Source organism: Janibacter massiliensis, assembly GCF_900289115.1.
GTDB classification, from domain to species: Bacteria; Actinomycetota; Actinomycetes; order Actinomycetales; family Dermatophilaceae; genus Janibacter_A; species Janibacter_A massiliensis.
Map to the genome: position 1 here is coordinate 752,393 of NZ_LT985196.1, position 21,939 is coordinate 774,331.

Annotated in this window: 18 protein-coding genes; 9 read left to right on the plus strand and 9 right to left on the minus strand. The window is 70.1% G+C overall.

Going from position 1 to position 21,939, the window contains the following annotated elements; all coding sequences use genetic code 11:
• Window positions 1-14 precede the first annotated feature (14 nt).
• The 5 genes from dnaB to DAA34_RS03740 all read left to right on the plus strand — a co-directional run bounded on the left by dnaB (window position 15) and on the right by DAA34_RS03740 (window position 7,475).
• The gene (gene dnaB / locus DAA34_RS03715; protein WP_407657034.1) at window positions 15-1,379 is read left to right on the plus strand and encodes a replicative DNA helicase; all 1,365 of its coding nucleotides are present in this window, start codon (window positions 15-17) and stop codon (window positions 1,377-1,379) included.
• 728 nt (window positions 1,380-2,107) lie between these two features.
• Entirely contained in the window at window positions 2,108-2,596 is a 489-nt protein-coding gene (locus DAA34_RS03720; RefSeq protein ID WP_158707595.1) for a type I restriction-modification system subunit M N-terminal domain-containing protein, read from the plus strand.
• Window positions 2,597-2,764: 168 nt separating this feature from the next.
• Window positions 2,765-3,748: an AAA family ATPase gene (locus DAA34_RS03725; protein WP_106819765.1), complete on the plus strand. Its 984-nt coding sequence runs from the start codon at window positions 2,765-2,767 to the stop codon at window positions 3,746-3,748.
• Window positions 3,741-6,245 (plus strand): S8 family peptidase, encoded by a 2,505-nt coding sequence (locus DAA34_RS03730; protein WP_106817675.1) that lies wholly within the window; start codon window positions 3,741-3,743, stop codon window positions 6,243-6,245. The genes DAA34_RS03725 and DAA34_RS03730 overlap by 8 nt, the downstream gene beginning before the upstream one ends.
• 591 nt (window positions 6,246-6,836) lie before the next feature.
• Entirely contained in the window at window positions 6,837-7,475 is a 639-nt protein-coding gene (locus DAA34_RS03740) for a CHAT domain-containing protein (protein ID WP_106817677.1), read from the plus strand.
• Window positions 7,476-7,599: 124 nt separating this feature from the next.
• Here DAA34_RS03740 and DAA34_RS03745 read toward each other — a convergent pair whose 3' ends face one another.
• The 4 genes from DAA34_RS03745 to DAA34_RS03760 are packed head-to-tail and all read right to left on the minus strand — an operon-like array spanning window position 7,600 to window position 13,412.
• Entirely contained in the window at window positions 7,600-8,202 is a 603-nt protein-coding gene (locus DAA34_RS03745) for a TetR/AcrR family transcriptional regulator (RefSeq protein ID WP_106817678.1), read from the minus strand.
• Window positions 8,199-10,016 carry an AMP-dependent synthetase/ligase gene (locus DAA34_RS03750; protein WP_106817679.1) on the minus strand — a complete coding sequence of 606 codons (1,818 nt, stop codon included), beginning with the start codon at window positions 10,014-10,016 and terminating at the stop codon, window positions 8,199-8,201. The genes DAA34_RS03745 and DAA34_RS03750 overlap by 4 nt, the downstream gene beginning before the upstream one ends.
• Window positions 10,013-12,172: a 3-hydroxyacyl-CoA dehydrogenase NAD-binding domain-containing protein gene (locus tag DAA34_RS03755; protein WP_106817680.1), complete on the minus strand. Its 2,160-nt coding sequence runs from the start codon at window positions 12,170-12,172 to the stop codon at window positions 10,013-10,015. The genes DAA34_RS03750 and DAA34_RS03755 overlap by 4 nt, the downstream gene beginning before the upstream one ends.
• Window positions 12,173-12,197: 25 nt before the next feature.
• Window positions 12,198-13,412, minus strand: coding sequence for an acetyl-CoA C-acetyltransferase (locus DAA34_RS03760; RefSeq protein ID WP_106817681.1), 1,215 nt, complete (start codon window positions 13,410-13,412; stop codon window positions 12,198-12,200).
• A gap of 133 nt (window positions 13,413-13,545) precedes the next feature.
• Between DAA34_RS03760 and DAA34_RS03765 the strand changes: the two genes are divergently transcribed.
• Together DAA34_RS03765 and DAA34_RS03770 are read left to right on the plus strand one after the other, a co-directional pair.
• Window positions 13,546-14,700: an acyl-CoA dehydrogenase family protein gene (locus tag DAA34_RS03765; protein ID WP_106817682.1), complete on the plus strand. Its 1,155-nt coding sequence runs from the start codon at window positions 13,546-13,548 to the stop codon at window positions 14,698-14,700.
• Entirely contained in the window at window positions 14,697-15,530 is an 834-nt protein-coding gene (locus tag DAA34_RS03770; RefSeq protein WP_199847413.1) for a CoA transferase, read from the plus strand. Before DAA34_RS03765 ends, DAA34_RS03770 begins: the two co-directional genes overlap by 4 nt.
• A gap of 43 nt (window positions 15,531-15,573) precedes the next feature.
• Here the strand turns inward: DAA34_RS03770 and DAA34_RS03775 are convergent, their stop codons facing one another.
• Window positions 15,574-17,118 carry an MDR family MFS transporter gene (locus tag DAA34_RS03775; RefSeq protein ID WP_234354094.1) on the minus strand — a complete coding sequence of 515 codons (1,545 nt, stop codon included), beginning with the start codon at window positions 17,116-17,118 and terminating at the stop codon, window positions 15,574-15,576.
• Window positions 17,119-17,228: 110 nt separating this feature from the next.
• Between DAA34_RS03775 and DAA34_RS03780 the strand changes: the two genes are divergently transcribed.
• Window positions 17,229-17,867 carry a TetR/AcrR family transcriptional regulator gene (locus DAA34_RS03780; RefSeq protein ID WP_106817683.1) on the plus strand — a complete coding sequence of 213 codons (639 nt, stop codon included), beginning with the start codon at window positions 17,229-17,231 and terminating at the stop codon, window positions 17,865-17,867.
• Window positions 17,868-17,893: 26 nt separating this feature from the next.
• Here the strand turns inward: DAA34_RS03780 and DAA34_RS03785 are convergent, their stop codons facing one another.
• Complete coding sequence (locus tag DAA34_RS03785; protein WP_106817684.1) at window positions 17,894-18,694, minus strand: hypothetical protein; 801 nt, start codon at window positions 18,692-18,694, stop codon at window positions 17,894-17,896.
• 159 nt (window positions 18,695-18,853) lie between these two features.
• Here DAA34_RS03785 and DAA34_RS03790 point away from each other — a divergent pair, with 159 nt between their 5' ends.
• Window positions 18,854-19,249 carry an MmcQ/YjbR family DNA-binding protein gene (locus tag DAA34_RS03790; RefSeq protein WP_325027418.1) on the plus strand — a complete coding sequence of 132 codons (396 nt, stop codon included), beginning with the start codon at window positions 18,854-18,856 and terminating at the stop codon, window positions 19,247-19,249.
• Between the two features lie 50 nt (window positions 19,250-19,299).
• On the opposite strand, the gene DAA34_RS03795 is transcribed toward DAA34_RS03790, so the two are convergent.
• The 3 genes from DAA34_RS03795 to DAA34_RS03805 form a co-directional block, all read right to left on the minus strand.
• The gene (locus DAA34_RS03795) at window positions 19,300-20,031 is read right to left on the minus strand and encodes a ZIP family metal transporter (protein ID WP_106817685.1); all 732 of its coding nucleotides are present in this window, start codon (window positions 20,029-20,031) and stop codon (window positions 19,300-19,302) included.
• A gap of 21 nt (window positions 20,032-20,052) precedes the next feature.
• Window positions 20,053-21,597: a DHA2 family efflux MFS transporter permease subunit gene (locus tag DAA34_RS03800; RefSeq protein ID WP_267894605.1), complete on the minus strand. Its 1,545-nt coding sequence runs from the start codon at window positions 21,595-21,597 to the stop codon at window positions 20,053-20,055.
• Window positions 21,598-21,729: 132 nt separating this feature from the next.
• Window positions 21,730-21,936, minus strand: a complete 207-nt coding sequence (locus tag DAA34_RS03805) for a cold-shock protein (RefSeq protein ID WP_106817686.1) — start codon at window positions 21,934-21,936, stop codon at window positions 21,730-21,732.
• Window positions 21,937-21,939: the final 3 nt, after the last annotated feature.

Below are 21,939 nucleotides of genomic sequence, written 5' to 3' on the forward strand. Positions count from 1 at the left end.
GATGATCGGTGTCGATCGACGAGCTGGAGACCCAGTACGGCGCCCCCTCGGCCTCGGGTCCGGACGACCTCCTCCCGCCGCAGGACGTCAACGCCGAGCGCTCGGTCATCGGCTCGATGCTCATGAGCAAGGACGCGATCGCCGACGTCGCCGAGCAGGTGCGGGGGGAGGACTTCTACCGTCCCGCGCACGAGACGATCTTCGACGCGGTCATCGACCTCTACGGGCGCGGGGAGCCGGCCGACGCCATCACCGTCGCCGACGAGCTGACCAAGCGCGGTGACCTCCAGCGCATCGGCGGCCAGGCGTACCTGCACGAGCTCGTGCAGTCGGTGCCGACGGCGGCGAACGCGGGGTTCTACGCGCAGATCGTCGCGGAGCGGGCCGTCCTGCGTCGGCTCGTCGACGCGGGCACGAAGATCGTCCAGATGGGCCGGGGGGCCGGCGAGGGCAACGTCGAGGACATCGTCAACCGCGCCCAGGCGGAGGTGTACAAGGTCGCCGACCAGCGCGGCAGCGAGGACTACGTGCCGCTGGCGAGCACGCTCGAGGAGACGTTCACCGAGATCGAGGTCGCCGCCGGCCGGACCGACGAGATGATCGGCGTGCCGACGGGCTTCATCGAGCTCGACAGCCTCACGCACGGTCTCCACCCGGGCCAGATGATCGTCGTCGCGGCGCGTCCGGCGGTCGGCAAGTCGACGCTCGGGGTCGACATCGCGCGGGCGGCCGCGATCAAGCACGGTCAGCCCGCGGCGATCTTCAGCCTCGAGATGAGCCGCACCGAGATCACGATGCGCATCCTCGCCGCGGAGGCCTCGATCCAGCTGCAGAACCTGCGCAAGGGCACGTTGTCGGAGGACGACTGGAAGAAGCTCGCCCGGTACATGGGGACGCTGTCCGAGGCGCCGCTGTTCATCGACGACAGCCCGAACATGTCGCTCATGGAGATCCGGGCGAAGGCGCGCCGGCTGAGCCAGCAGCACGGTCTCAAGCTCGTCATCATCGACTACCTGCAGCTGATGAGCTCCGGCAAGAAGGTCGAGTCCCGCCAGCAGGAGGTTGCCGAGTTCTCCCGGGCGCTCAAGCTCCTGGCGAAGGAGCTCGAGGTGCCGGTCATCGCGATCAGCCAGCTCAACCGTGGACCCGAGCAGCGCACCGACAAGCGGCCGCAGATGTCGGACCTGCGCGAGTCGGGATCCATCGAGCAGGACGCGGACGTCGTCATCCTCCTGCACCGGGACCGGGACAACCCCGAGCGCGAGGGCGAGGCGGACGTCATCGTCGCCAAGCACCGCAACGGCCCGACGAAGGACATCGTCCTGGCATGGCAGGGCCACTACTCCCGCTTCGGGAACATGGCCAAGGACGGCTTCTGATCCGCGCATGGCGGGCGGCGGGGAAAGTGGCGCTGTTGTCGAGATGCAGCCAATCTTGCGCAGCGACCGTCCGTATGTAACATTCCCGCTGCTTATCAATGAGCGGTGGAAAGCAAAGATCTGGTTATGAATGGTCAGGCCCCGGAGCGTCGCGCAACCGCGTGGCCTACCCCGAGAGCCCGGCAGCTGTCAGTGGTGGCTGTCAGGATGGGCCCGCCCGCAGCGACGGGTCCATGTCCACAAGAAGAAGCGGGACGAGCGCTTGCAACGCTCGCCCCGCCGGAGGTCATCCAGACAACCTCGATGTAGCAGTCGCCAAGTCTAGAGGCCTCCCAGACCGGGCCCAACTTGGGTCGAGAAGGAGGTGGCGATGTCACCGCATCGCTGTCGCGTCAAACTGGTGGGTCGAGCCTGCGAGCACGACCTCTGTGTCACCCTGCAGCGAGGGGTCCCGCCGGACCTGCGCTGTGAGGACTCGGCTCCTAGGGGCTACGGCCCTGGGGGTGGCTCATCCTGCGGCTGCCGGACTCCGGAGGGGTTCGACGAGTTGATCGCCCGCGAGCTGAGAGACAACCTTCAGGAGAGCCGCCGCCGAGGCTTCGTGCTGATCCGGGCGGCCTGACCTTCGGTCTTGCCCGCGCCTCGCACGGCGCGGGCAAGACCGCTCCACCGAGAGGCTGGCGTGATGGGCAAGGATGGGGCCACGCACCACGAGAGGACACTTCACCTTGCCGTCGAAGCCGGGCGCCAACTTCATCTGGTCCATCGCCAACCTGCTGCGCGGGCCGTACAAGCCCAAGGAGTACGGCGACGTCGTCCTGCCCATGACGATCCTGCGCCGGCTGGATTGCGTCCTGGCCGCGACCAAGGACGCCGTGCTTTCCGAGCAGAAGCGCTCCGGTGACCGGACGGCCAAGGACCTGCTGGACGTCAAGCTGCGTAAGGCCGCGAAGTACTCGTTCTACAACACCTCGCCATACACGCTCCCGTCGTTGACCGGCGACAGCGCCAACATCAAGGCCAACCTGCTCTCCTACGTCGACGGTTTCAGCGACAACGTCCGCGACGTCTTCACCCGGTTCGGGTTCGAGGAGCAGGTGCAGCGGCTCGAGGAGGCCAATGCCCTCTACCTGGTGGTTCAGGAGTCCCACCGGCCGTCGCCCACCACTCGAGAACACGGTGTCCGGGGTCGGCCCCCGGGCGATCGTCGATATTGAGCGCCACCAGAGTAGGAAGCGCAGGAACCAACCACCCAGCCCACCGCCGGAGTGTCGGCGTGCGATGAGATGCTGGCACCATCGACGAACGACCCGCCGGAGCACGCGTGGGACTGGCAGGATGTGTCGTCTGCGAAGATGGGTGCAGCGGCGAGAAGGGATCGGACTATGGCGCGCAGCGACCTGCTCCTAGCGCTCGTCCAGTCTGGTGCTGGAGGGGACGAGCTCGCGTTTCGCCGTGCCGCCGAGGCTCTCATCGCAGAAGAGAACGCGAAGAAGCACGGCATTCTCGCCTCTCAGCTCGCAGACGCACTGACCCGGCGGAAGAATCCCGGATCGTCAGTCTCACCCCTCTCACGTCCGCAAGAGTCAGCTGGTCTGTACTACGAGACTGAGCCAACGCGCCGGATGACCGAACTTGTGCTACCCACCGCCGTTCGCCAAGCAACAACTGACCTCATCGAAGAGCACCACCGCCGAGACCTGCTTCGTAGCCACGGGATCGAACCGCGCCACCGCATCCTGCTCGAAGGACCGCCTGGTAGTGGCAAGACCACCCTCGCCGAGACCATTGCCACTGAGATCGCAGTCCCGCTACTGACCGTGCGCTACGAGGCACTGATCGGCTCGTTCCTCGGTGAGACAGCCAGCCGTCTGGACGTGCTCTTCTCTGCCGTCCGGATCCGTCCCTGCGTGCTCTTCTTCGACGAGTTCGACGCCGTCGCCAAGGAGCGCGGAGACACACACGAGACCGGTGAGATCAAGCGAGTCGTCAGTTCTCTACTAGTGCAGATCGACCGGCTCCCCAGCCACGTCATCGTCATCGCTGCTACGAACCACGCCGAGCTCCTAGACCGCGCGGTCTGGCGACGGATGCAGATCCGGCTCTCCCTGCCGAAGGCCACCCGCGCAGGCAAGATCGAACTGCTGCGGTCCTGGTCGGCCCGCACCGGAGTAACGTTCGGCAAGTCCGAACGCAGCATCGCCGACCGTCTGCGCCACGTCAGTTACGCAGAGCTGGAAGACTTCGCTGAGGACGTCCAACGCCGTCAGATCCTCGACGGATTCGACGCAGACCCAAGTGCAGTGACGGAACGCCTCTTGAAGGTCTGGGCAAACCGAGCCAAGCCGATGCCCGATCTCGATGGCTGACGAAACGGCCAGCGAGCGACCCCTGCTCTGGGGAACTGTCGGACCGCCAATCACCTTCTCTCCGAACAACCGCGGTGGTTCGAAGGTAGATCTGCCCTCAACGGCGAGACAGGGACAACGGCTGGCCAGTCGCTTCACTGACCTCGACAGCGCCTTTAACGAGCAAGCCACCCTGACCGCTTCCCTCGGCGCCAGTGACCCACAGCTCGTGGTCGTCTTTGAGGCCATCGATGAGCGAGAAGACCTCAGCGGCGTCGCTGCTCGTGCTGGCCTGGAGATTCTCGCCGAGGTCGACCGTGAATTCGAGCCCGACCCCGACTTTCCGCGTAGGTCCGTAAACCAGGACCTCCCTGTCACCGGATGCCTGCACGCCGTCTGCATCAGTGAACAGGCAAAGACCAACATCATCACCCAGTGGCGCAAGTGGCAGAACGCCGGCAAGGTCGATATTGGATACGCGCCCCTTAGGCGCATCTTCGCCCATCTCAAGGACGTTCGAGCCTGGGGACCACAGGACCGGGTACGGACAGCCGACGTTGCCGCTGCCCTTGAGGGAATGCTCCCCGGCGATCACACCATCGAGATCGAACTGTGGTATCGGCAATCCGAAGCGGCTCGTAAACGAGCCGAGGCTGAGGTCACCACCCTCGTCGAGCAAGGCGCGGGCCACGTCGTCGCTACCGCCCAGGTCGCAGAAGTCGGCTACCACGGCATGAAGTGCTCTGTCCCTCTTGAGTTGCTCCAGCGGTTGGCAGCCGGCGACTACGACGCCGTGGCGGCGGTGAAGTCGGCGCACGTGATGTACCTGCGGGTCTCAGCCCAGTCGTACATCTTCTCTGAGGAGTCACAAGCTGCGTCTGTTGACGCAGCCCCGCTCCCGGTCTCTGACCCCGTCCTTTGTGTGCTCGATGGAGTTCCGATCGCGAACCACCCACTCCTCGCGGGCCGCATCATCGTGAGCGACCCTGACGACCTCGGCTCCGACACGACCGCCGAGATCGAGCTCCGGCGCCACGGGACCGCCATGGCGTCTGTCTGCGTGTGGGGCGATCGCAGCCTCAACGAAGCGCCCGCTCTACGCCCAGTCCTTGTTCGCCCGATCCTCACCCCCGCCCGCGACACGTCCGATGGTTGGGAAGAACTTCCCGACACTGTCTTGGCGCCCGACCTGATGCGGCGGGTCTTCCGCGAACTCTTTGACGGTGACGGGATAACGCCACCCGCTGCTCCCTCCGTAGTGGTCCTTAACCTCTCCGTCGGGGATCCCGCTGTGCCCTTCGACGGGGTGATCTCTTCATGGGCACGAACCCTGGACTGGCTCAGCGCCGCCTACGGCGTCATCGTGGTCGCCTCCGCTGGCAACCACCCGGTGCTGCCCGTGCCCGGGGGAACCAACGCTCTCCTGGCACTCACCGGCTCCGACAGAGCCGAGGCCGTCAACGCCGGCGTGGCCCAGACGACCCCACGACGAAGCCTCCTCGCCCCAGCCGACTCCATCAACGCACTCTGCGTCGGGGCGCTGAACACCGACGGAGCTGGCGACATGCACATCGGGGGGTACGAGTTCGACCCGGCCGACGGGGAACTCATTGTCAACCCGACCAGCGCACTCGGCGGAGGACACCACCGATCGGTCAAGCCCGATGTCGTCGCCCCGGGAGGACGATCCCTTTTCAGGAAGCCCGTCGTGGGCGACGCGACTCAAGCTGGGCCCGCCCAAAGGACAGCGCTCGGGCCCGGTATCAAGGTCGCCGCCGTCAAGGGTGGTGAAGCTTTCACCGTCGGCACGAGCCCCGCCGCGGCGCTGATCTCTCGCGAAGCCGCTCGTGCGGTTGACACAGTCATTCATCTTGCCGATCGATCTCTCACCCGTTCCGAGCTAGCCGTTGCGACAAAGGCACTCGTGGCGCACACAGCGCGCGTGCCTGAAAACCTCCTCGTTCATGAGGAACTCCGTCACTCCGCGCACGGATACGGCTCGCCCGCTCGCCATCTCGCCGACGGTTGCGCCTCCAACGAAGCCGCCATTCTCTACATCGGAGACATTGGTGAAAACGAGTCCCGCACCCTCGCGTTCCCACTTCCGGACGGCCTCCAGGCACGGGGGATCAAGAGAATCTCGGCCACCCTGGCATGGCTATCGCCCGTCAACTGGCGACACCGCCAATACCGGCGCGCGGCGCTGGAGTTCTCCCAGCCGACCGGATTCACCAATCTCGGGACCGCGCTGGGAGCGATCGGTGACCGACCCAAACGAGGAACGCTCCAGCACGTCGAGTGGGAAGTCGCCAAGGCAATCGGAGTCGGCCAGGGCAGCGACCTTGAACTCACCGTGAACTGCAAGGGTCAAGCGGGAGGACTACAAGGCGAGCGTGTGACCTTCGCTGTCGTCCTCTCGCTGTGGGTGGCACCAGGGCTCAACGTCGATGTCTACAACCAGGTAGAGCAGCAACTCGCCGCGCGCGTCGCCGTTCAAGCAGCGCCAGGAGTCTCCTAACGAGTCATCGCCAAGAGCGCTGCGCGGCAGTCTGGCCAGCGTGTGTCAGTTCCACAGGACATGCTCGGACAGGAAAGAGGAGAAGAGCATGGCACGAAGTGACCAAATCAGGAGAGAGATTAGCAGCCTGGAAACAAAGGTGGCCGGGCTGCACAATGACCAGACGAGGGCTCAGAAGACAGCCGACGACGCGACGGCAGCAGCGCGCAAGAAGCGGGACGAGGCCGCTCGGACGAAGAGCGACTCGACCCGACGCATGGCGCTGTCCACCGCCGAGCGGAAGGAGAAGGAGGCAACGACCGCAAGCAGCAAGGCGGCGGACCTGTGGAGTAAGATTGCGGAGGCGAACAAGTCCATCGCGGCCAAGCGCACTTCGCTTAGGGGCGCCGAGGAGAACGAGCAGCGGGACCGAGACCGTGCAGAGCAACGTCGGCGTCAGAAGGAACAGAGCGAGCAGCGCGCCCGGGACCGCGAGGAAGATCGCCGCCGACAGAAGGAGAAGGACCATGCTCGCGAGGTCGCCCGTCTGAGTCGCCCACCACTCAGATCCGCTACGTCGAGGTGCAGCCTCCCAAGTCGGAGCCCCTCCGCGTGCTCTACCTCACCGCCAACCCCCACGCGATGGAGACGGCCATCGAACATTCGGACGGCTCCAGCGAGACGAACGGGGTGTGGCTGCGCGTGGACCAAGAGGTTCGACAGGTCAAGCAGTCGCTCCGCGCCTCAAAGTGGCGTGATCTCGTGACCGTTGAGCACCTGCCAGCCGCCACCGGAATCGACCTGATCGACGGCCTGAACGACCATCGCCCGCACGTGGTCCACTTCTCCGGCCATGCCTCTGCGTTGGGTGTGCTGTTGGAGGACGAAGAGGGTTCCCAGGACGGTGCGGAAGTCGAGTTCGCCCTCTTGGCCAAGGCGCTCGGTGCCACGGACGAGCCTCCTCGGCTCGTCGTCCTCAACGCCTGCGAGAGCCTGGAAGGGGCAGACGACCTACTCCGGACGGTACCGACCGTCATCGGCGTGTCGAAGTCCATAACGGACTTGGCTGCGGTGACCTTCGCGGCGCGGTTCGACGCCGCCATAGCCTCGGCACAGTCAGTCGCTACGGCGGTCGAGCAGGCGAGAACCGCAATGCAGATGGCCTCGCTGGAGGACTCGCACCTGCCTGAGATCCGCACGCGCGAGGACGTGGACCCGACATCCCTGGTGCTGGTTACTCCAGTCTCGTGAGCGCGGTAGTTTGCACACGACTCCCCGCTGACCCTGATCGTGCAAGGTTTGAAGGGCACACTGTGCAACCTTCGCTGCATCTCGACAGCTGTGGTCGTTCCCCCCGGTGGATCAGGCGCGCTGCTCAGCCCTCGGCGTCGGGCTGCACCACGGTGATCTCCGTGCGTGGCCGGTCTGCGTCGGACCCACCGACCCGCTTCCAGACCGCTCCGACCATCGGCTCGAGCGCGTGCTCGCCGATCTGCCCGAGGATCGTCCGCACCACCTGCACGGGCTCGGGAGTGGTCGTCGAGGCGAACCCGGCCTCGCGCAGGCGTCTGATCTCCTGCACGGTGAGGTCCACCAGCTGTCCGAGGACGAAGGCACCGCGCGTCTCCGGCTCCAGCAGCATGCGCAGCAGGTAGCGCACGACGAGCGGGTTCTCCTGGAGCATGGTCCGCACCGCGCCGTCGCGGGCGGCGACGACCTCGGCCGCGGTTCCGGTGTGCTCGACCCCGGCCAGCGCCTCGACGAAGTGCTCGACGACGTACTCGTCGACCGACCGGCGCAGCCCCTCCTTCGTCCCGAAGTGGTGTTGCACCAGCCCGATCGTCACGCCTGCGGCCGCGGCGACCGCCCGCATCGAGACCCGCTCCTCGCCCTGGATCGCGTACAGGGAGAACGCCTCGTTGCGGATGCGTGCCCGGGCGGTGAGGTCACCGGGCGGTGTGAGGGACGGACTGCTCATGGGCGACGGTCAGAGTACATCTCCTCGATGACGTCCTTCGCGCGCGTGGAGATCACCGAGCGCTTCATCTTCATGGTCGGCGTGAGGTCACCGGACTCGGGGGTCCACTCGCCCGGCACGACCCGCCACTCCCGGATCGACTCGGCGCGCGAGACGGTCGTGTTGACCTGCGCGACGTGCTCCCCGATCAGCTCGAGGACGCGCGGGTGGGTCGTCAGGTCGGTCCCCGGTGCGATGCCCTCGGCGTCCGCCCACTGCTGGGAGCCGGCGGCGTCGAGGGTGAGCAGCGCCGCGATGAACGGCCGGTTCTCGCCGACGACGAGCGCCTGCCCGATGAGGGGGTGGCGGGTCAGGGCGTCCTCGAGGGCGATCGGGGCGACGTTCTTCCCGCCCGCGGTGACGATGATCTCCTTGGCCCGACCTGTGATCTTCAGGCACCCGTCCTCGATCGAGCCCAGGTCGCCGGTGTGGAACCAGCCGCCGGCGAAGGCCGCCTCGGTCGCCGCCGGGTTGTTCCAGTACCCCATGACGGCCTGAGGGGTGCGCAGGAGCACCTCGCCGGTGTCGGTGATGCCCACCCGGACGCTGGGCAGCGGCGGTCCGACCGTGCCGGTGCGGCTGCGGCCCGGGACGTTGACGGTCGAGACCGCCGCCTCGGTGAGGCCGTACCCCTCGAGGATCTCGAAGCCGACGCCACGGAAGAACCGGATGAGGTCGGGGCTGAGCGCGCTACCGCCGGAGACGATGGTGCTGCACTCCCCGCCCAGCGCGGCGCGGAGCTTGCGGTAGACCAGCCGGTCGAAGACGGCGTGCTTGGCCCGCAGCGCGGGGCTGGGGGAGTTGGTCGACCCCCACGCCATCGCCACCTTCTCGGCCGCGGTGAACAACCGGGTCGCGGCCCCGCCCTTGGCCTTGGCGCTCGCGACCGCGGACGCGTGGACCTTCTCGAACACGCGCGGCACGGACCCGATGTGCGTCGGCCGGTGGATGGCGAACGCCTGGGCGACGTGCGCCATGTCCGGCTCATGGACGAGCGTGTGACGCGACAGCAGGGTCGTCGCCTCGATGAGACGGCCGAAGATGTGAGCGAGCGGCAGCATGAGCACCGTGCGGGCCCCGTCGACCTCGAACTGCGGGCCGAGGACGGCGAGCACGTCGTCGATGTTGAGCAGGAAGCCGCCATGGCTCGCCGCGCACCCCTTCGGGTTCCCGGTCGTGCCCGAGGTGTAGACGATCGTCAGCAGGTCGGTCTTCGTCACCGCCCCTGCCCGCGCGTCGAGCGTGGCGTCGTCGACGCTCGCCCCGGCCTCCTCGATCGTCGCGAGCGCGCCCTCGTCGATGACGAGCACCGGGGGTCGGACCTCCGCCGGCAGCTTGTCGACACCGCTGGACACGCGAAGCTGCGCCGACTCGACGACGAAGAGCCGGGCGCCCGAGTCGGTGACGATCCACTCGACCTGGGCCGGCGCGGACGTCTCGTACACCGGCACGAGGGCGACCCCGACGTAGGCGGCACCCCAGGACAGCAGGGTCCACTCGTGCCGGGTGCGGCTCATGAGGCACATGCGGTCGCCGTGCTCGAGGCCCATCGCGACGAGCCCGCGGGCGATCGATCGGACCCGCTCACGCAGCTGGCCGGCCGTCACCTTCTCCCACTGCTCGGCCGGGGCGGAGGTGTCCCCGCCCGGGGGCAGGAGCATGACGACGGGCTCGGGGACCTCCGCGATCCAGTCGATCGCGCGCGGCGCCGTCCGCGGGAACGTGTTCCGCTCCGGTCCGCCGTCGAGCTCGGCGACGATCGTCGGGGCGCTCATGACCGGGCCGCCGTGACGAGGTGGAACCGGGCGCCGTGGCGCTCCTCGAGCTCCACCGTCCGCTGCCGGACCGCGTCCGGGCCGTCGGGGTGGTTCGCGAGGAACTGCCGCGGGCCGCCGGTCCACGCCGGGAAGCCGATCCCGAAGATGGCGCCGATGTTCGCCTCGGCGTCGGACTGGATGACGCCCTCGTCGACGCACCGCTGGGTCTCGATCGCCTGGAGGAAGAGGAACCGGTCGGCCAGCTCCTGCAGGTCGGGCGCCGGCTCGAGGACGCCCGGGGTGGGCCCGGCGGGCACGTGCTCGCGCAGACCCGGCCACAGCCCGGCCCGCTTGCCGTCGACGTACTCGTAGAAGCCCGCGCCGGCCTGGCGGCCGGGGCGCTGGAGCTCGTCGACCATCGCGTCGATGAGGCGGAGGGCCTCCGGCGGGGTCGCCATGCCCGGCTCCTCGGCGCGCGCCGACTCGTGCATGATCCGCTGGACGGTCTTGAGGTTGAGCTCGTCCATGAGCTGCAGCGGCGGCGCGGGGTAGCCGGCGCGACGGCCCGCCTGCTCGACGACCGCGGGGGCGATGCCCTCGCTGAGCATCGTCAGGGCCTCGGTGATGTATCGGCCGAAGACGCGCGACGTGTAGAAGCCGCGGGAGTCGTTGACGATGATCGGGGTCATCCGGATGGCGGCCGCGTAGTCGAGCGCCCGGGCGAGCGTCTGGTCGTCGGTCTTCTCCCCGCGGATGATCTCCAGCAGCGGCATCTTCTCGACGGGCGAGAAGAAGTGCAGGCCGATGAACGCCTCGGGCCGCTGGACGGACGTCGCCAGCCCCGTGATCGGCAGGGTCGAGGTGTTCGAGCCGAGCAGGGCGTCCGGCGCGACGACCGGCTCGAGCTCGCGGAAGACCTTGTCCTTCAGCTCCGGCGACTCGAAGACGGCCTCGACGACGAGGTCGCAGCCGGCGAGGTCGGCGACGTCCCCGGTCGGGTGGATGCGCGCGAGGAGGGCGTCGGCCTTCTCCTGCGTCGTCCGCCCGCGGGCGACCTTCTTCTCCTCGATGGACCGGCAGTGCGCCAGGCCCTTCTCCGCGGCCGCGTGGTCGACGTCCTTGAGGACGACGTCGATGCCGGCGCGCGCCGTGACGTACGCGATGCCCGCGCCCATCATCCCGGCGCCGATGACGGCGACCTTCGTCGGGCGCCGCTCCGGGTAGGGGGTGCCGTCGGCCCGGACCGGGCGACCGCCACCGCCCTTGCAGTACTGCAGGTCGAAGAAGAAGGCCTGGAGCATGTTCCGCGCGGTCGCCCCGCGCAGCAGGCTCTCCATGTACCGAGTCTCGATCGCGGAGGCCGTCTCGAGATCGACCTGGGCGCCCTCGACGGCCGCGGACAGGATCGCGCGCGGGCCGGGCGCGGGCGCGCCGTTGGTCTGCTTGAGCAGGTTCGCCCCGAACGAGGGGAGGATCATGGCCAGCTTCGGGTTCGACGGCGTGCCGCCGGGCATCTTGTAGCCGGGGGCGTCCCAGCGGGCGACCGCGTCGGGGTGGGCGCCGATCCACGCGATCGCGGCCGGCATGAGGGCCTCGGCGTCGGGGACGACCTCGTCGACGAGGCCCTTCTCCTTCGCCGCGGCGACGCGGTGCTCGGCGCCGATGAGGAGGTGCTCGGTGAGCGCCGCCTGGAGGCCCAGGAGGCGCACGAGGCGGGTGACGCCGCCACCGGCGGGCAGGAGGCCGAGCTTGACCTCGGGCAGGCCGATCCTGACCGACGGGTCGTCGACGGCGATGCGGTGGTGGCAGGCGAGGGCGATCTCGAAGCCACCGCCGAGCGCGGTCCCGTTGATCGCGGCGACGACGGGCCGTCCGAGGGTCTCGAGGCGACGCAGGTCCGCCTTGAAGCCGTCGAGGGCCTCGCCCAGGGACTCGCCGCGCTCCATCGACTCACGGAACTCGACGAGGTCGGCGCCGACGACCCACGTCTTCTTCGCCGAGGCGAGGACGACGCCGGTGATCTCGTCCCGCTCGGCGACGAGCCGGTCGACGACGGCGTGGAAGGCGTCCTGGAAGCGGGCGCTGATCGTGTTGACCTGCTGGGTCGGGTCGTCGAACGTGATGACGACGATGCCGTCGTCCCGGCGGTCCCAGCGGATGGGGTCGGTGCTCATGATGGTCTCCTCCGGTCCCGGCGTCTCAGACGCGCTCGATGATGGTGGCGATGCCCATCCCCGCGCCGATGCACAGGGTGATGAGGGCGCGGCGCTGGTCGCGGCGCTCGAGCTCGTCGAGGGCGGTGCCCAGCAGCATCGCGCCCGTCGCGCCGAGCGGGTGGCCCATGGCGATGGCCCCGCCGTTGACGTTGATGACGTCCTCGGGGACGCCCATCTCGCGGCCGTACCAGATCGGCACCGCGGCGAAGGCCTCGTTGACCTCGAACAGGTCGATGTCGGAGACGCTGAGCCCGGCCGCGTCGAGGGCCTTGCGCGAGGCGGGGACGGGCCCGGTGAGCATGACGACCGGGTCGGCGCCCGTCGTGGCGGTGGCGACCACCTTCGCCCGCGGGGTCATGCCCATCGCCTCGCCGGCGGCGCCCGAGCCGACGACGGCCAGCGCCGCGCCGTCGACGATGCCCGAGGAGTTGCCGGGCGTGTGGCGGTGCTCGATCTTCTCGGCCTGCGGGAAGTGCTGGACGGCGACCGCGTCGAAGCCCCCCATCTCACCGATCTGCGCGAACGAGGGCCGGAGCGCGCCGAGGGTCTCGACGGACGCGTCGGGGCGGATGGTCTCGTCGGTGGCGAGGACCTCGCGGCCGTTGATGTCCTTGACGGGGACGACCGAGCGGGCGAAGCGACCCTCCTGCCACGCCTGTGCGGCCCGGTGGTGCGAGCGCGCGGCATAGGTGTCGAGCATCTCGCGGCTGATGTCCTCGATCGTCGCGAGGAGGTCGATGGAGACGCCCTGCGGGGTGAAGCCCAGGCGCATCGCGGTCGCGGGGTCCGCGGCCCATGCCCCGCCGTCGGAGCCCATGGGCACCCGGGACATCGACTCGACGCCACCGGCGAGGACGAGCTCGTCCCAGCCCGCGGCGACCTTCTCGGCCGCGGTGTTGACGGCGCTCAGGCCGGAGCCGCAGAAGCGGTTGATCTGCAGGCCGGGCACCGTGTCGGGCATGCCGGCCAGGAGGGCGGCCGTGCGCGGCAGGACCATGCCCTGGTCGCCGATGGGGGAGACGATCCCCAGGACGAGGTCGCTGATGCGGTTCTCGTCGAGGCCGGGCAGGCGCTCGCGGAGGGCCTCGATGAGGCCGACGACGAGGTCGACCGGCTTGGTGCCGTGCAGCGCACCGGAGGACTTCCCCTTGCCGCGCGGCGTGCGGACGGCGTCGTAGATGTAGGCGGTCTCGGGCACGGGTGGACACCTCGTTCTCGGGGCACCCGGCAGGGTGCACGGGTTCGACGGAGTTGACCATACGGTTGCATGGGGGACGGTGCAACCGTATGGTCGGCGCATCCCCGCACCGTGACCGACGAGGAGTCGACAGATGCTCACCCCGGCGCCGTACCGCTCGCCCTGGATGACCGAGGAGCTCGACGACGTGCGGACGCTCGCGCGGACCTTCCTCGCGAAGGAGGCCACGCCGCACATGGCGCGCTGGGCCGAGCAGGGCTCGGTCGACCGTGACTTCTGGACCCGGGCGGGGGCGGCCGGCCTGCTGTGCATGTCGATCCCCGAGGAGTACGGCGGTGGTGGCGGCACGTTCGCGCACGAGGCCGTCATCGCCGAGGAGCAGGCTCACGCCCTCGACGACGGGTGGGCCAACCAGGTCCACAGCGCGATCGTCGCCCACTATCTGCTCGAGTACGGCACCCAGGAGCAGAAGGAGCGCTGGCTGCCCGAGCTCGCCTCCGGCGAGATGGTCGCGGCGATCGCGATGACCGAGCCGGACGCCGGCTCGGACCTGCAGGCGTTGCGCACCACCGCCCGCCGGGACGGCGACGAGTACGTCGTCAACGGCCAGAAGACGTTCATCTCGAACGGGCTGCACTGCGACCTGCTCGTCATCGTCGTGCGGACCGGCGGGGAGGGGGCCAAGGGCCTCTCGCTCCTCGTGGCCGAGACGGCCGGTCTGCAGGGGTTCTCCCGGGGCCGGCAGCTGGAGAAGCTCGGCCTGAGGTACCAGGACACGATGGAGCTCTTCTTCGAGGACATGCGCGTCCCGGCGGCGAACCTTCTTGGTGGCGAGGAGGGGACGGGCTTCGTCCAGCTCATGCAGCAGCTCCCGCAGGAGCGGCTCATCATCGCCGTCGCGGGGGTCGCCGCCGCCGAGAAGGCCGTGCGTCTGGCCATCGACTACGCCAAGGAGCGGGAGGCCTTCGGCCGGCCGATCATGAGGTTCCAGACGGTGCGCTTCGAGCTGGCCGAGTGCCGGACCGAGACCCTCGCCGCCCGAACCCTCGTCGACCACTGCATCGGCCTGCACCTCGAGGGCCGGCTCGACCCGGCGACGGCGTCGATGGCCAAGTACTACGCGACCGACGTCCAGTGCGACATCGTCGACCGCTGCCTGCAGATCTTCGGTGGGAACGGCTTCATGCTCGAGTACCCCATCGCCCGGATGTACGCCTCGGCCCGCGTCCAGAAGATCTACGGCGGCACGAACGAGATCATGAAAGAGCTGGTGTCCCGAACGCTGTGAGCACTCCGAACCAGACCCTGACCGGCGTGCGGGTGGTCTCGCTCGCCATCAATCTCCCCGGCCCGCTCGCCGCCGCGCGGCTGGCCTCCCTCGGCGCGCGGGTGACGAAGGTCGAGCCCCCGGCCGGGGACCCGATGACGATGGTCGCCCCGAGCTGGTACGAGGAGCTCGCCCGGGGCCAGGAGGTCGTGACGATCGACCTCAAGGACCCCGCGGGCCGGGCCGAGGTCGAGCAGCGCCTCGCGGAGGCGGACGTCCTCATCACCTCGATGCGACCGTCCGCCCTGGACCGGTTGGGGCTGGCGGACGCCGCGCAGCGGCACGGCCTGGTCCTCGTCGAGATCGTCGGGCACGACGGTGAGCGGTCCGAGGAGGCCGGGCACGACCTGACCTACCAGGCCACGCGCGGGCTGCTGGACCCGCCGAGCATGCCGCGGGTCCCCCTCGTCGACGTCCTCGGCTCCGAGCGCGCCGTCTCGGCAGCGCTCGCCGGCCTGATCCAGCGTGGGCGGACCGGAGCGGGCGTGCACCAGCGGGTCGTCCTCGAGGACGCGGCGCACGACGTCTCGGCGTCGGTGCGGCACGGGCTCACCGGTCCGGGGGCCGTGCTCGGGGGAGCCCTGCCGTTCTACGGGCTGTACCCGGCCGCGGACGGCTGGATCGCGGTCGCGGCGCTCGAGCCGCACTTCGCCCAGCGTCTGGCCGCCCAGGTCGGCACGACCGCGGAGGAGCTGCGGGAGCGGTTCGCGGGCGAGTCCGCCGCGCACTGGGAGGCCTTCGGTCGGCAGCACGACATCCCGATCGTCGTCGTCCGGGAGCCGCGCACCTGATCGGTCGTCGGCCGGTCGGGCGCGCAGCGGGTGATGGGTTCCGTCAGCTGGTCGTCTCGCGCAGGGCCCGCTCGCGGATGAGCAGGCAGAGCACCAGGGCGAAGAACGCGAAGGGTGCGCCGGCGAGGAAGATCTCGGCGATCCCGTCGCCGTAGGCGGCCTGGACGATCGGGCGCATCGGCGCGGGCAGCTGGTCGAGCGACGGGATGGACCGGCCGCCGTGGCCTTCCGGCGGGTGGATGCCGGCGGCGGCGAGTCCCTCGGTGGTGTGCTCCTCCACACGGTGGCCGAGCAGGGCGCCGAGCGCCGAGACGCCGAACGCGCCACCCATCGTCCGGGTGAAGGCGACGAACGAGCTCGCGGCGCCCAGGTCCGGGCCGGACACCTCGTTCTGCACGGCGACGACGAGGTTCTGCATCATCATCCCCGTCCCTGCGCCGACGACGAGCATCGCGGGCGCGACGAGCCAGTAGGTCGTGTCCCACCCGACCCGGGACATCAGGAGCAGCCCCACCGTGAGGGTCGCGGCACCGGCGACGAGCCAGACCTTCCAGCGGCCGGTGCGGGTCACGGCCCGGCCCGAGACGGTCGAGGTGACGAAGAGACCGAGGATGAGGGGGGTCGTCATGACCCCCGCCATCATCGGGCTGTCGCCGCGGGCGAGCTGGAAGTACTGCCCGAGGAAGATCGTGCTCGCGAAGAGCCCGACGCCGACGAAGAGGCTCGCGAGCGAGGCCAGCACGACCGTGCGGTTCTCGAACAGGCGCAGGGGGATGATCGGCTCGCTCGCGCGGGACTCGACGAGGACCGTCAGCGCCAGCAGGGCGATCCCGCCCGGCACCATGACCGCGGTCTCCCACGAGGCCCAGTCGAACTGGTGACCAGCGAGCGAGACCCAGACGAGCAGGAGCGACACGCCGCCGGCGATCGTCATCGCACCGAGGTAGTCGATCCTCACGGGGCGCTTGATCGTCGGCAGGTGGAGGGTCTTCTGCAGGACGACGGCCGCCGCGATCGCGAACGGGACCCCGACGTAGAAGCACCAGCGCCACGAGAGGTGCTCGGTGATCGCCCCGCCGATGAGCGGGCCGGCGACGGTGCCGAGAGCGAACGTCGCGCCGAGGTAGCCGGAGTAGCGGCCCCGCTCCCGGGGGGAGACGATCGAGGCGAGGATGACCTGCGAGAGCGCGGTGAGGCCACCGGCGCCGATGCCCTGGAAGACGCGCATCGCGATGAGCGTCTCCATGTTCTGGGCGAGCCCGGCGATCATCGAGGACACGGTGAAGATGCCGAGCGCGACCTGCACGAGGCGCTTCTTCGACGTGAGGTCCGCGAGCTTGCCCCAGATGGGTGTCGAGATCGTCGTCGCCAGCAGGGTCGCCGTGACGATCCACGTGTAGCCGGACTCCGTCCCCTCGAGGTCGGCGACGATGCGCGGGAGGGCGTTGGAGACGACGGTCGAGGAGAGGATCGCGACGAACATGCCGAGCAGCAGCCCGGACAGGGTCTCGAGGACCTCGCGGTGGGTCATGGGGACGGGCGAGTCGGGTGTCGAGGCGTCGGGGACCTCGTTGGCGGGCACAGTCACTGGGGGAACCGTTCTTGCGGCATGGATGGGGCAGCTGGTCCCCGGTGTCGGGAACTACCTTACCCTAAGTGGACGATTTTCATCCACTTAGGGTGGGAGAGGATGGCCCCATGACCGATGACGGCACTCCGCTACGGGCTGACGCCGAGCGGCGGCGGGTCGCGATCCTCGAGGCCGCGGCGGTGGTCTTCGCGGAGGGCGGCTTCGACGTCCCGATGGAACGCATCGCCAAGGCCGCAGGGGTCGGCGTCGCGACGCTCTACCGCCGGTTCCCCGACCGGGCCGCCCTCGTCGCCGGGGTCGTGGCGTACGACCTGGAGGGCAAGGTCGGCGCCGCCCGCCGGGCGTCCGTGGAGCAACCGACGGCGTGGGACGCCCTGGGGCACTTCGTCCGGGCGGCGCCGACGTTCGGGGTCTCGATCGCCCCACCGCAGCAGGGGATGCCCGAGCTCGCGGCGGCGATCCGCGAGGACCCGCAGGTCCGCACGGCTCGCGCCACCCTCATCACCCTGCTCGAGTCGCTCGTCGAGGCCGCGCAGGCCGAGGGGATGCTGCGGTCCGATGTCGCGACGGGGGACGTCGTCCAGCTCCTGGCGCTGCTCAAGCGGCGGCCGGTCGTCCCGGAGGAGCTGGCCGAACGGGTCGGCGCCCGGACTCGCGCCCTGCTGCTCGATGCCCTCCGAGCCGACGGTCGCGACGCCCTGCCGGGCGAGCCGGTCCGCGTCGAGGAGTTCCTCGACCGGACGTGACGCGGCCCGGCGCCGTCGAGCGGCGGTCAGACGTGACCGCTCAGCTGCTCCATCCGCGTCTCCAGGGCGGACAGCCGCGCGTCGCAGCGGCCCTGTTCCTCGTCGGCGCCGGTGCCGCCGGTCGGTGCCTCCGGGCTGCACATCGGCAGGACGTCGATGGACAGCCGGGCGCCTCCGGCGAGCGCGCGCAGCTCGTCGAGCTTCTGCCCGAACGGCGACCCGCTGCCGGGCGAGTAGTACCGCAGCGCCTCGTCGAGCTCGTCCTCGAAGAGGTCGGCCTTCGTCACGACGATGACGAGCCAGATCGGCTTCTCCCGGCGGACGGCCATCGACGCGACGAGGTGCGAGGTGACGGCCCAGTCCTCGAGCTCGGCGGCCAGCTGCGCCTCCCGTGCGGCCTCCGCGGTGCCGGACACCCCGGCGGTGCGGCGTGGCGTCGCATGACCCCACGCGACGACGTGGAGGACTCCGTCGACCGGGTCGTCGTGGAAGACCTCGTCGAGCGCCCCGAGGCGCGTCGCGGCGTTGTCCCCGGGCACGACGCGGAACCGGAAGCCGCGGCCGCGGGCCGAGGACCGGGTCCGACGCTCCATGACCGCCGAACCGACGTCGACCGTGCCCGCGTCGGAGACCCGGCGCGCGAGCCGGTCGGCCAGCCGAGTCTTGCCGACCCCGGTAATCCCCGTCACGGCGACGCTCGGGTAGCGGCGGTGGAACAGGGCGCTGAGCTTCGCCGGCGCCCCCGAGAACGCGCCGATGGCGCCGCTGGCGATCGTCGCACCGATGGCGCCGCGCGCCGGGCCGGGGATCTTCGCGGAACGGTTCATCGGGTCACCTCGGGGTCGGGGCAGGGTCGGACGGGTCCAACCGTGCCTCACCCGGGGGTGTTCCCGCGAACCGCCCGGTGAGACCGAGGTCCGCGTGGGCGCTGCTGCCCGTCGGTGCGGCCGGTACCGTTCCGTTGCGACCGGACCGCAGGAGGACTCGTGGGACACCCGCTCATGTTCGACGACGACGATCCCGTGCTCGCGCGCCTGCGTCGGATCGCCCTCGATCTGCCGGGGTCGCGGGAGAAGATCACGCACGGCCACCCCGCGTTCTTCACGACCAGGGTGTTCGCGTACTTCGGGGGTTCGATCAAGGTCGACGGCACCTACGTGCAGCACCCGCACTCGGTCGTCGTCCGCCCCCCGGAGGAGGAGCGGCGGGCGCTGCTCGAGGACGCGCGCTGCTACGCGCCGGCCTACCTCGCCCCGAGCGGCTGGGTCGGGGTCGACGTCGACGAGGAGACGGACTGGGGCGAGATCACCGAGCTCGTCGAGACGTCGTACCGGGAGACGGCGGGTCGACGTCTGGTCGCCGAGCTCGACGCCCGGGGCTGACCGCGCCGCGCGGCCAGCGATCCGGACCGGGTGGTCCACCGGCGAGATGGTCAGGCGGCGGCGGACAGCAGGAACGCGGCCGCGAACCCGAGGACGGTGAGCAGCCCGACCCAGCGGCCGGCGTGCTCCGTCGCCTCGGGGACCATCGTGTCGGCGAGCATCGTGATGATCGCCCCGGCCGCGAACGTCTTGATGACCGCGACGACCTCCTCGGGGGCGCCGTCGAGCAGGACGTAGCCGAGCCCGGCGGCGAGCGCGCAGACGGCGGTGACGGCCGACCACATGAGCAGGATCGACCGGACGGAGTGCCCCGCCCGGCGCAGACCGGCGCTCGCGGACATCGACTCGGGGACGTTGGAGAGGAAGACCGCGGCGACCATCGGCAGGCCGATCGCGCCGCCGCCGAGGAGGCTGACGCCGATCGCGGCCGACTCGGGGATCCCGTCGAGCAGCGCTCCGAGGACGAGCGCCCCGGCACCGGCGCCCGCCTGGGGCTGGCCCGTCGGCGACTTGCGGCGGTGACCGCCGGCGCGGTCGATGGCCCAGTCGCCGGCGAAGAACGTCAGGGCTCCCGCGACGAGCCCGGTGACGACGGGGACCGCGCCGCCGCTGGAGAACGCCTCCTCCGTCAGCTCGAAGGAGACGGCGCTGATGAGCACCCCGGCGCCGAAGGCCATGACGAGGCCGACGACCCGGTTGGAGACGGGCGCGAAGATCCCGAGCAGGGCCCCGAGAAGCAGGGCGAGACCTCCGACGAGGCCCCAGAAGGCGGCGACGAGCACCGGCGAATCATGCCACCCGCGTCACGCGGGGGTCTCGGCGGTCGCGGCGGCGGCGTCGGCGGCACCCGGGCTGCTCTGCAGGTGCCTCGCCTGCTCGAACAGGAGGGTCGCCGCGAAGCCGACGAGGAGCACCGCCGCGGGCAGGAGCATCGACTCGGCGAGCGCCTTCGAGAAGCCGTCGCGGACCATCGGAGGCAGGGCGCCGCCGGACGACTGCCCCGGCGTCGCGCCTCCGCCGAACCCGGGCAGGTGCGCCGCGAGGCGGTTCTGCATGAGCGCGGTGATCGCCGCGCTCCCCAGCACCGCGCCGACCTGGCGCGTCGTGTTGTAGACGCCGGAGCCCGCGCCGGCCAGGTGCGGCGGCAGGTTCCGGTTGGCCGACGCCGCGAGCGGTCCCCAGATGAGCGACCCGCTCGCGCCCATGCCGACGGCGAGCAGGAGGATCGCCCACACCGGCGACGTCGGCGTCATGAGCGTCCAAAAGCCGACGAGCACGAGCGAGAACGCGAGCAGCCCCGTGCTCGCGAGCACCCGCGGGTGGACCTTGTCCACGAGTCCGCCGACGGGGCGGGCGAGGACGATCGACATCACCGCCTGCGGCGCGAGCAGGAGCGCGGCGTGCGTCGGGTCGTAGCCGCGGACGGCCTGGGCCCACAGCATCATCGGGAACATCGCCGCGGTGATCGCGAACCCCATCGACGTGATGGCGACGTTCGAGACCGAGAAGTTCCGGTCCCGGAAGAGCCCGAGCGGCACGAGCGGCTCGGTGCGCATCCGCGACTGCCACCACACGAACGCGACGAGCATCACCGCGCCGACGGCGAGCAGCAGGGGCACCGAGACGAACCCGCGGATCGTCCCCCAGTGGTACGTCTCGCCCTCCTGGATCGCGAAGATGCCGCAGAAGAGGCCGACCGCGCTGAGGGCGACCCCGACCCAGTCGAAGGTGTGCGCGCGCGTCTCGAGGGCGGGCACCAGGCGCGCCGCGAGCACGAGCCCGACGACGCCGACCGGCACGTTGACGAAGAAGATCCACTCCCAGCCCGGGCCGTCGATGAGGACCCCGCCGAGCAGCGGCCCGACGAGCGTCGCCACGCCCGCGGTCGCGCCCCACAGCGCCATCGCCGTGCCACGGCGGTGCGGCGGGAAGGTCCGCGTGATGACGGTCATCGTCTGCGGCGTCATGAGCGAGGCGCCCAGGCCCTGCAGGACGCGGGCGATGACGAGCTCCTCGATCGACCCGCTCAGGCCGCACCACAGCGAGGCGAGCGTGAACAGCGTGAGGCCGGCGAGGTACACCCGCTTCGGCCCCAGGCGGTCACCGAGGCGCCCGGTGATGAGCAGCGGCACGGCGTAGGCGAGGAGGTAGGCGCTCGTCACCCACAGCACCGGACCGAGCCCGGTGTCGAAGTGCTCGAGCAGGGCCGGCGTCGCGATCGAGACGATCGTCGAGTCGACGAGGATCATGAAGAAGCCGATGACGAGCGCCCACAGGGCGGGCCACGGGCTGGGCGCGTCGTCGGCGGGGGTGGGCGTGGCCGGATGATCAGGGGCGGTCGGGGTCACCCGAGAACCCTAGGTGCGGCGTCGGACAGCGCGACTTCCGCCAGCCTCCGCCGGGTCGGCGCGGAACCGGTCGGACGCACGAGAGCCCCTCCACCCGGTACGGGTGCGGGGCTCTCGTGGAACGCGAGAACGTCAGCCGATGACGGTGATGTTCGCCGCCTGCGGGCCCTTCGGGCCCTGCTGGGTCTCGTACTCGACCTTGGCGTTCTCGTCGAGCGAGCGGTAGCCCGTCGAGTTGATCGCGGAGAAGTGGGCAAAGACGTCGGCGGAGCCGTCGTCGGGGGCGATGAAGCCGAAGCCCTTCTCGGCGTTGAACCACTTCACGGTGCCAGTAGCCATGTC

Excerpts from the sequence above, each read along its gene's own strand:
- DAA34_RS03805 (WP_106817686.1), bottom strand. The coding sequence starts at position 21,936 with ATGGCTACTGGCACCGTGAAGTGGTTCAACGCCGAGAAGGGCTTCGGC.
- DAA34_RS03750 (WP_106817679.1), bottom strand. The coding sequence starts at position 10,016 with ATGAGCGCCCCGACGATCGTCGCCGAGCTCGACGGCGGACCGGAGCGG.
- DAA34_RS03785 (WP_106817684.1), bottom strand. The coding sequence starts at position 18,694 with ATGAACCGTTCCGCGAAGATCCCCGGCCCGGCGCGCGGCGCCATCGGT.
- DAA34_RS03725 (WP_106819765.1), top strand. The coding sequence starts at position 2,765 with ATGGCGCGCAGCGACCTGCTCCTAGCGCTCGTCCAGTCTGGTGCTGGA.
- DAA34_RS03780 (WP_106817683.1), top strand. The coding sequence starts at position 17,229 with ATGACCGATGACGGCACTCCGCTACGGGCTGACGCCGAGCGGCGGCGG.
- DAA34_RS03745 (WP_106817678.1), bottom strand. The coding sequence starts at position 8,202 with ATGAGCAGTCCGTCCCTCACACCGCCCGGTGACCTCACCGCCCGGGCA.
- DAA34_RS03755 (WP_106817680.1), bottom strand. The coding sequence starts at position 12,172 with ATGAGCACCGACCCCATCCGCTGGGACCGCCGGGACGACGGCATCGTC.
- DAA34_RS03765 (WP_106817682.1), top strand. The coding sequence starts at position 13,546 with ATGCTCACCCCGGCGCCGTACCGCTCGCCCTGGATGACCGAGGAGCTC.
- DAA34_RS03730 (WP_106817675.1), top strand. The coding sequence starts at position 3,741 with ATGGCTGACGAAACGGCCAGCGAGCGACCCCTGCTCTGGGGAACTGTC.